General features: G+C 53.6%; 7 protein-coding genes and 1 pseudogene. 7 read left to right on the plus strand and 1 reads right to left on the minus strand.

Annotated features, from left to right (window positions below):
* Both KH208_RS14975 and KH208_RS14980 read left to right on the plus strand, forming a co-directional pair.
* Positions 1–1,533 (plus strand): type VI secretion system Vgr family protein (locus KH208_RS14975; RefSeq protein WP_291437639.1); only part of this gene is annotated, 1,533 nt, incomplete at its 5' end.
* A 97-nt stretch (positions 1,534–1,630) separates the two neighbouring features.
* Positions 1,631–2,641, plus strand: a complete 1,011-nt coding sequence (locus KH208_RS14980) for a T6SS immunity protein Tli4 family protein (RefSeq protein ID WP_291437640.1) — start codon at positions 1,631–1,633, stop codon at positions 2,639–2,641.
* A 3-nt stretch (positions 2,642–2,644) separates the two neighbouring features.
* On the opposite strand, the gene KH208_RS14985 is transcribed toward KH208_RS14980, so the two are convergent.
* A protein-coding gene (locus KH208_RS14985) for an IS5 family transposase (protein ID WP_291437642.1) occupies positions 2,645–3,417 on the minus strand; the annotation gives its coding sequence in 2 pieces (ribosomal slippage) (positions 2,645–3,087 and positions 3,087–3,417; 774 coding nt in all).
* 94 nt (positions 3,418–3,511) lie between these two features.
* Between KH208_RS14985 and KH208_RS14990 the strand changes: the two genes are divergently transcribed.
* From KH208_RS14990 to KH208_RS15010, 5 genes and pseudogenes are all read left to right on the plus strand, one after another.
* Positions 3,512–5,224, plus strand: coding sequence for a hypothetical protein (locus KH208_RS14990; protein ID WP_291437644.1), 1,713 nt, complete (start codon positions 3,512–3,514; stop codon positions 5,222–5,224).
* A 60-nt stretch (positions 5,225–5,284) separates the two neighbouring features.
* Positions 5,285–5,545 (plus strand): PAAR domain-containing protein, encoded by a 261-nt coding sequence (locus KH208_RS14995; protein ID WP_291437646.1) that lies wholly within the window; start codon positions 5,285–5,287, stop codon positions 5,543–5,545.
* Positions 5,546–5,785: 240 nt separating this feature from the next.
* A pseudogene (locus KH208_RS15000) lies at positions 5,786–7,815 on the plus strand (type VI secretion system Vgr family protein).
* A complete protein-coding gene (locus tag KH208_RS15005) occupies positions 7,812–8,693 on the plus strand; it encodes a DUF4123 domain-containing protein (protein WP_291437647.1) in 882 nt (293 codons plus the stop codon). Before KH208_RS15000 ends, KH208_RS15005 begins: the two are co-directional and overlap by 4 nt.
* Before the next feature lie 15 nt (positions 8,694–8,708).
* The coding region (locus KH208_RS15010; RefSeq protein WP_291437648.1) for a VRR-NUC domain-containing protein at positions 8,709–9,483 on the plus strand (775 nt) is incomplete at its 3' end.

The raw sequence follows: 9,483 nt of genomic DNA on the forward strand, positions 1-9,483 counted from the left end.
CAGCCCGGCGTGCTGGAGCACGAGGCCCCGGACGGGCGCGGTCTGCACTATGCCTCGCGGGTCACGGCCATTCCGGAGATGACCCGCTTCATTCCGACCCTGGAGCATCCCAAAAACCTGATTGAAGGCTTGCAATCGGCCATTGTCACCGGCCCGGAAGGCGAGGAAGTCTATACGGACCAATACGGCCGTGTGAAGGTGCAGTTCCATTGGGACCGCGAAGGCCAGCACAATGAAAATACCACCTGCTGGGTACGAGTGGCTGACAGCTGGGCGGGAGAGGATTTCGGTTTCATCCAGGTGCCCCGCATCGGACAAGAAGTCATTGTGGAGTATATGGAGAGTGACCCGGATCGTCCGGTGATAACCGGACGGGTATACAATACCTTGAAGATGCCCCCATGGAACTTGCCGGAACAAAAAACCCTTTCTGGCATTCAGAGCCGGGAGTTCCATGCGGGACGCCGTAATCAGCTCGTGCTGGACGACACGCAGAACGCAATCCAGGCCCAACTGTCCAGCGACCATCAACTTTCACAATTGAATCTGGGCTATATTACCCGCATCAATCATCACGACGGTAGATGCGATTTTCGGGGCGAAGGTTTTGAGTTACGCACAGACGGCTGGGGGGTGATACGTGCTGCCAAGGGCATGTATATTGGTACGGAAGCTCGTCTATCAGCGCAACGTCATCAAAAAGACATTTTGGAAGCGACGAATTTCTTGCAAGGAGCTGTCGAACAGCATGCGCAGGCCACCAACCTTGCTGAAAATCATAATGCGCAGCACGAGAAAACCGACGGAGATGCAACCGTAAAAAAATTACGAGCACAAGCGGAAGAAATACGCGGTCAGGGCAAAGCCCATGAAGAGTTGAGCAAGGCACATTTGCTACTCTCAAGCCCTACAGGGACGGCCTTGACCACGGCAGGTTCAACGCATGTCCATAGTGCAGAACATATTGCGGCAACTTCCGGCGAACATATTTCCCTGAACGCGGGCCGAAGTTTCTTGGCTACCGCCTTAGATAAGGTCAGTGTCTTCGCCCACAGACTTGGCATGCGCCTTTTCGCAGCTAAGGGGAAAGTAGAGATTCAGGCCCAATCTGATGATCTGGACATCATCGCGGAAAAGGTTATCAACCTCATCAGCACGCAAAAATCCATCCGGCTCACTGCCGCAGAGGAAATACTACTTAATGCTGGCGGTAGCTATTTGCGCATCAACAGTAGTGGCATAGAACAAGGTACGAAAAATTCTTGGAAAGTATATGCCGCTTCGCGTAGTATGCAGGGCCCTCAGGAAATGAACATGCCTCTGCCAGATTTGCCTTCCGGAGCGGCGCGTTTCAATGAAGAGTTTTGTCTACGCGATGAGATTTCCGGCGATCCCATTGCCAATATGCGTTACAAACTGCACTTTGCCGACGGTAGCGTGGTCTCCGGGACGACAGGAGAAGACGGCCGCATCCCTCTACAAAATAGCCTTTACCCCATGAAGGTGCGTATTGAACTTCTGGGGGAGGAGTAACTCCGACCTCCTTCAAATTTGTCATTTTTCCCAGTTCGAAGTTAACCGCCCAAAGTGTATGAAAACGGACAATGCAATGAGATTCAGGAAATCACATATGATATGGATTCTCGCCGCCGTGCTTGTATCCGCTGGAGCCTATCATCCCCTGAAATGGAAATTCTTTCCTGTACGAGGTGAGTTTGTGAATACGGACAACTGGCTATCTTATTGCGTCGGCCGCTTTGTGATCAGTCTGCCGCCTACAGCCATTGTGGAGGAGCAAGAGGCAAAACTCTGGGGACAGCCCTTAGTCTGGCGCAAGGATCTTACGCGCGAGAATATGCACCAAGAAGTCGCTGCCGAAATCGAAAAACTGAAGAATACACGTAATATCTACTCAAAAAATATCATGTTCAGGGATCGTTATGAGTTGGAGAACGGTAGTATCGTCATCGTGCGCGACTATGAAAAAAACAGTGACGTATTTCATACCCTACAATGTTTCCTTATAAGTAATGATCGAAGAAATCGCATTTTTACCTATAATGCCCGTTATCATCCGGACAAGTATGAATTAGCCAAAGAGCATGTCCGCTTTCTTGCCAACGTATTGCGAGCTCGAGATCTCTGGGAGCCCGCTCCTAAAGAGCCCGGTTTCTGCTTCAAGGGTGGCTTTCTAGCCTATGGCAATGAGCAGCCTTGGCGCGGTTCTGAACATACAGGCCTATGGGCCAATTTCCCCGAATATTCGGGTATTGACATGGCTCTGAGTCTCTGGACCATGGGGATCGCGGAAGAGCCCTCCTTGACATACAGCCCAATGTTACTCACCAAACTGGCGGCAGGAGGAATTGATATTCCTCGCTTAGGAGATGTTAAACTGGGCAATATCGAAGCCAGAGAGGCTGTCTTCATCGAAACCAATGCACATGGAAAAAAAGAATATGATTTTGAATTAACTGCTCCTAGCCGTTTACACAATCTAGACAGACCTTCTATCTCGCTGAACATGAATAATAGTCTGCACAGAGACAACCCGCGTGAACCTTTTGCCTCGCTGGAACAGGCATTGGGCCTCTGGGACGCCATAAGCAGGAGCATCCGGCCTAGGCCTGTAGAAGACTAGAAGTCATCTCATAATCACCCTGAGCAAAATAATGATGCAGCCCAGTTGTGCCATAGCCAGGAAGTTTTCAGGATGAAATTCGTATCGTACGACAAGACGGCGGAAGTTTTGCAGCCAGGCGAACAGGCCGACCTTCCAGCGGCGTCGATAGCGCCGCAGCGGTCGTCCGTCTTGCATTTTGCTTCGTTTCTTCCGGTTCGGGGCAATCATTTCAATGCCCCAATCCTCTTCCAACTTGGCGTCAAGCTTGTCGCTGTCGTAGGCCTTTTCGCCGATCAGGCGGTTCGGGAGCTCATTGGTGAACGTCCGATCCAAAGTGTCTTCCACCAGGGTCACTTCATGAGGCGACGCGCTTGCCACGTGAAGGGCGAGAGGAAAACCAGCAGCGTCTGCCACTGCCATGATCTTGGTGCCCTTGCCGCGCTTTGTTTTACCAACGGCACGGCCCCTTTTTTTGCCGGGGCGAATGTCCCGTCGATGAACGCCTCCCGTAAATCGAGTTTGCCGCGTTCTCGCAGGTCATCGGCCAAGGTGAGCAAAATGCCGTCAAACACGCTTTCTTTGCGCCAGCGCTGGAACCATCTGTGGCAGGTCTGGTACGGCGGATATCGCTCCGGCAAGTCTTTCCAGGGCGCTCCGGTGCGTAAAATCCAAAGAATGCCGTTTAAAATGGCGCGTGGCTCATTGAGTACCGGCCTGCCTTGTCCTCTCGGCCCATTGGGAGTCTCGGAAAGAAGGGGCGCAAGCCGTTCCCATTGCTCATTGGTTATGTCCATTCCTTCTTCGTGAAGGACGCGGACTGAAATGTCTAGAAATTTTCTAAGTTTTGGCCACTTTTGATTATGAGATGACTTCTAGGAGTAACGGCCCATGGAACATCAAGATAAAACCCGACGTACCTGCACCACGACCTGTGCAGGTTGCTCTGAAAGCGCATTCTGGCAACTTACATCTAGAGATGTTACCGGCCCGGTGGACATCATGATCAGCCGGCGGCCAGTGACCCCTATTGTCTTTTTGCCGGGTATCATGGGTAGTAATATTTTCAATACTGAGCTAAAAAAGCCTACTTGGGAACCTGATAAAGGATTCAGCACTCTCCAAATGTATAATACACAGATATATGCCTCCAGGAGACAACAACTTTTAAATAAAGAGAATACCGAAGTCTATACCGATGGAACCATCAAAGTTCCCGATGAAGAACGTGAGGAAAGCCTAAAAAGACGAGGTTGGGGCAGTGTCATGGCTAAAACCTATCACCCTTTTCTCGGACACCTTCAGCGCTGGCTTAACAATGTATTTCACAATGGTGTATTAAGCTTAACTTGGAAGGAAGTCATGGGGCTTCCACTGGCTAAATATGGTATGCATTACAATGCAGCTCCTCTACGCATGGACGAACTGGAAACACTACCCAAATATCGCTTCGAGGCTTGGGCCTGCGGTTATAACTGGTTGCGTAGCAATGAAGAATCCGCTCAAAAAGTCCAAGAGTTCATCACCCAAACCGTATTGCCGCACTATGCTGAAGATGAAGAAAAGGGGAAGGCTCGCCTAGGGACAGACAAAAAAGTGCTTCTAATCACCCACTCTATGGGAGGACTCGTAGCTCGGAGTATGGTAGCGCAAGGGTTTGATACGAATATTCTTGGGGTTATCCACATCGCTATGCCCGCCAATGGGGCAGCAGAAGCCTACAGTAATATGCGCCAAGGCGTGCAGGGCTTTCCTTTGAATACGGTATTAGGCAGCAACGCCCGTACTCTAGGTGCCGTATATAGCCAATGTTTGGGCGGTTTAGAGTTACTTCCCTTTGGTCAGAGCTATAACAGTCCGTTGGCTGCCCGGACAGAGACACCCGCGTGGCTGAAGAAACCAAGCCAACAAGGCGAATGGTTCTTTTTGTATGATGTGCGAAACACTCCAGCGCTGGGTTCGGTAAAAGATGGGACTGATATTTATGACAAAGTTTATACTAGCCCCCATTGGTATGGTTTACTACCGGACCACAATCTGCGTTACTTCGACCCAGCCTCAATTTTAGCAAATAGTTCCAGTTTAGAAGAAAATAGAAATCTTTTCACTACATATATTCAAAATGTAAAAGAATTTCATAGAACGATCCGAAGAATCTATCATCAATGCACCTATGCCATCTGGGGAGAAAGTTACAACGAACCTGCCATAGGAGAAATCGTGTGGGTTCGCTCAAAAAATAAAGAGAAAAGACAAAATATTTTTGATGATGGAGTCGGAAAGTGCGGCACAATAGATGGAGAATATACTCTCAATACTATCCATCATATCGGTGATGGAACTGTACCTCATGCTTCCTGGCAAGGTGATTTGCACTGCATACGGGGTTATTCCCGCCTTGGCGTTAGCGATGGCACAGCATCGCATGTATCTTCGGGAGAGTTACATTGTGAGAATAAGCCAAATTCTTGCAAAAGCGAGCATACCGCTCCAAAAGGTTTCAGCCATCAAGATGCCTGCTTGAGCAATGAGACACAAAAAGCTGCCCTGTATTTTACAGTAAAAATTATTTCCGATAATAAAGATAAACTAAAATCATTGTAAAGTGAAAAATATATTATCTATAATGATATAAATGTGGTACATAATTTAAAAAGGAGAAATATGTCCTGTGCAGTAGATGAACGGCGGGTCATCCGCCTCGGTGACGCAACGACTCACGGCGGAAAGGTCATTCGGGCTTCCGGCATCTGTCGCATTGAGGGCAGACCTATCGCCCGCATTGGTGATTTGGTTTCTTGCCCTAAATGTGAAGGAGTATTCTCCATAGTAGAGGGACAGACCACATACTGTGATGATAGTGTGCCGGTTGCTCTCCATGGCCACAAAACCGCCTGCGGCGCGATTCTGATTTCCTCAGAATAATTAGCTCACCAAGACCCACGAAATCGCCAGCACCTCGGAAAGCGACGACTGGCGCAAGCCGCAGAGCGCTTAGCCGCCTGGGGCGCGGTTGCCGGACGCCACGCCAGCACCTCGGAAAGCGACGACTGGCGCAAGCCGCAGAGCGCTTAGCCGCCTGGGGCGCGGTTGCCGGACGCCAGCGGCGGCCGCGCCCCGAGTCCGACGCCTTGAACCGGCCTAACCCTCGGCTCCGGAGTTCCCATGACCCAGACGCCTGCCGCCAACGCCTCCTGGTTCAACTTCACCGCCCAAAGCGGCGACTTCGGCGTGTACGCTTTCTCGGGCTTTGAGGAGGTCTGCAAGCCGTATGAGTTCGGCATTGAGCTGGTCAGCCGCTCGGCCAACGTGGATCTTACCGCCCTGCTGGGCGCCCCGGCCTGTCTGTCCATTGCCGACCGCAGCGGCAGCGAGCGCCTGGTCCACGGCCTGATCCGGGAGATGGAGCAGCTCCATACCGCCAACCGCTTCACCCACTACCGCTGCTCCCTGGTGCCGCGCCTCTGGTTTCTGGGCCAAATCCGCGACCACCGCATCTTCCAGAATCTCTCGGTGGTGGAAATCATCCAGCAAATCCTCAAGGAGCAGGGCTTCACGGCCGACGGCTCATCCTTCAAGCTCTCCTGCAGCTATGAGCCGCGCGAGTATTGCGTGCAGTACGGCGAAACGGACCTGCACTTCATTACCCGCCTGTGCGAGGAAGAAGGCATTTATTTTTACTTTGAGCACAACCGGGCCAGCCACTGCCTCTGTTTCTGCGACCGCGAGGGCGGCCCCAAAATCCCCGGCCAGAGTGATCTGCGCTTTTTCCCAGGCTCGGGCCAGCGCTCGGATACGGCGGTCATCAACCGCCTGACCCTGCACGAACAGGTCAACAGCAATGCCGCCGCCTACCGCGAATGGAACTTTCGGAAGCCCCGCCTGGACCTGGAAGTGCGCGACAAGGAAGAGGACAAGCAGGCCGCCCCGGCCCCGCCCGGCATGCTGCTGGAACAGTACGCCTACCCGCATCTCTACCAGTTGCGGCAGCCCGGCGAGCGTTACGTCAAGCTGCGGATGCTGCGCCAGCTGACCTTCCGGCAGTGGATCGAATGTTCCTCGGACGTGGCCCGCTTTCTGCCCAGCTATACCTTCAGCATGCACGATCACCCGCGCGAGGCCCTCAACGCGGGCTGGTGGGTGGTCTCCGTGCGTCACGAGGGGCAGCAGCCCGGCGTGCTGGAGCACGAGGCCCCGGACGGGCGCGGTCTGCACTATGCCTCGCGGGTCACGGCCATTCCGGAGATGACCCGCTTCATTCCGACCCGGCCATTGTCACCGGCCCGGAAGGCGAGGAAATCTACCCGGATGAATACGGCCGCGTGAAGGTGCAGTTCCATTGGGACCGCGAAGGCCGGCACAATGAAAATACCACCTGCTGGATCCGGGTTTCCCAAGGCTGGGCGGGCAGCAAATACGGCATCATGGCTATCCCGCGCATCGGCCACGAGGTCGTGGTCTCTTTCCTGGAAGGCGACCCGGACCGCCCGCTGATCACGGGCCGCGTCTACCATGAGCTGAACATGCCGCCCTATGAGCTGCCCGCGCACAAGACGCGCACGGTGTTCAAATCCATGAGCACGCCGGGCAAGGAAAACGAGGAACGCGGCTTCAACGAACTGCGCATTGAAGACAAGAAGGGCCAGGAAGAAATTTATCTTCATGCGGAAAAGGATGTGAACATCCACGTCAAAAACGACTGGAAAGAGCATATCCTGCACGACCAACACCGCACCGTGGACAATTTCACCTACGCCCTGACCAAGGGCGAGACGCATGAAACCCTCAAGCAGCCGCGCAAGACCGAACTTTTCGCCAATGACAATCTGACGGTGCACGCGGACAGCCACACTAAGGTGGACGGCAAGTGGCTGGGCAAGGCCGGTACGGAAATCCACCTGCACGCGGGCGAAAAAATGGTGCTGGAAGCCGGTACGGAAATGACGCTGAAGGCGGGCGGCAGCTGGATCAAGCTGGACCCCTCCGGCGTGCGTATGGGCGGAAGCCGGATAAATCTGGGCGGCGGGGGCGGACCGGGCAGCGGCAGCGGCGCGGCGCCGGAGCTGCCTGATCAGAGCGTGAAGCCGGATGCCGGAACCGCCCCCGTAATCCGCAACATCGCCCAAGTACAGGCCTTGTCCTTTGCGCAAAAGGCCGCCCAACCCCTCTGCCCGATCTGTGGGGCAAAGTCATGACCTTTCCTTCCATGATTCCCGGGCAGTCCTATGTCGACTGGCGTATGCATATTTTGAGTCTGCTTTCGCAAAAAGAAGCGGCCCGCGAGTTCTATTGGATTCTTGATGCTTGCGCCCATAAGGACTTGCCGGGCGTGCTCTGGAGGCTAGAGACGGATCCAAAGGCCCGTCCGCTGTACATGAACACATATAGAGAGGAGGTCTCAGCCGCAGGCCCCTTTATCCTCCCCGCCGCAGGCAACCATGCCGTCACCCGCTGGATTTTCGACGAGGGCTGGAAACATCCTTTGGGTTGTCTGGCCGAAATCGCTCCCGGTTCCTATGAGCTCGTTTTTGATCATCTGCAGCAGCAGCTTGAATGCCGCCTCGAAAATGATCAGCCCGTGCTCTTCCGTTGGTTTGACCCCCGCATACTCTATGGTTTGAGCACATACTCGGAGCGGGAAGACGAACTATCCGGATTTATGGGCCCTGTTCTGCATTTTCATGCCTGGGAACCGGGGCGTTGCTGCGGCATTAGATATGGAACCAGCCGCGATGCGGAGGAAGTACACAGTGAACTTCAGCGCTGTGCGGATGAACTCTTCGACCATATATGGAATGAGGCGATGATCCACAGTATCATCGGAACGATGGGCAGCAGCCAAGGCGCCCGCCTTCGCGAAATGCCTCTTCCCGAGGCATACAGGCTGGGCGAAAAGGTCGCGGATGTGCTGTCGCGGGCCGGTTATGCCGACAGGCGTTCTCTGGCCTACGGCATGAGCCTGACCGTACGTCTCGGCCCGTATATTTGGGACGAGCCGCGTGTGGTCGAAGCTCTTGCCGAAAGGCCGCGAAATGCGCCTCTGATGGAAGTCCTTGACGAGGTGGGCCTGTAATAGGGAGGAGAAGCCATGGGACTGCTGGACCAGGCCGCCATCTGCACGGTGGCGATGAACAAGATACCCCCGTGCATTGAAGATCCGGTTAAAGAGGAGCTGTGCATTATTTTCTGCTGCTGCATGAAGTACCCGATCATACAGAACAGAAGGCTCATGCAGCGATGCGCGGACCTGATGATGGAAAAGGCGGAAACGCCCGGAGGGCCGTACAAGCACGCTGTTCCTTACAATATGGACACATTGGAACCGCTTGAAACGGATGCGCAGGGGCGCTGGATATACAAGACCCTCAAATCGCTCACCGGCCGCGAGGGCGGCAGGGTTGGGAAAATACGTATACCGGATGTGACGGTATATGACGAAAACGGCAATCGCTCCGGCTTTTACGATATGAAATTTCCCGGTGACCGGTGGCGGGATAATCAAAAGAGAGATTATGTGAGGGTGATGGGCGGCGATGCGGACAAGGTAACCAAACTTGACAAAAATGAATGCAAGTGCGGCGACAGGCAGGAAGACAGGTCAAAATTGACGCAGGAGCAAATGGAAAGCATCGCCGAAGAGGCAAACAAATTCTATATCGCCGACTGGGAAGAAAATGAAGGCTTGATCGGAAATATTGTGTCCGCGTACGGCGACGAGGAATTGAAAGAGCTCATGCCCCAGATGAAAATAGCGGTGTTTCACGCCATGAGTGTTGAACAGCAATTGAAACCAATACTTGATCTTGCAACAGGCCTGATGATGCGAAAGGGCGGCCTGGGCGGCGCGAGCGTCCCTGGCAAAA

Origin of the sequence: Desulfovibrio sp. (assembly GCF_018379785.1) — a bacterium.
GTDB lineage: Bacteria > Desulfobacterota > Desulfovibrionia > Desulfovibrionales > Desulfovibrionaceae > Desulfovibrio.

Coding starts and splice junctions, on each gene's coding strand:
- KH208_RS15005 (WP_291437647.1), top strand. CDS start 7,812: ATGACCTTTCCTTCCATGATTCCCGGGCAGTCCTATGTCGACTGGCGT.
- KH208_RS14995 (WP_291437646.1), top strand. CDS start 5,285: ATGTCCTGTGCAGTAGATGAACGGCGGGTCATCCGCCTCGGTGACGCA.
- KH208_RS14980 (WP_291437640.1), top strand. CDS start 1,631: ATGATATGGATTCTCGCCGCCGTGCTTGTATCCGCTGGAGCCTATCAT.
- KH208_RS14990 (WP_291437644.1), top strand. CDS start 3,512: ATGGAACATCAAGATAAAACCCGACGTACCTGCACCACGACCTGTGCA.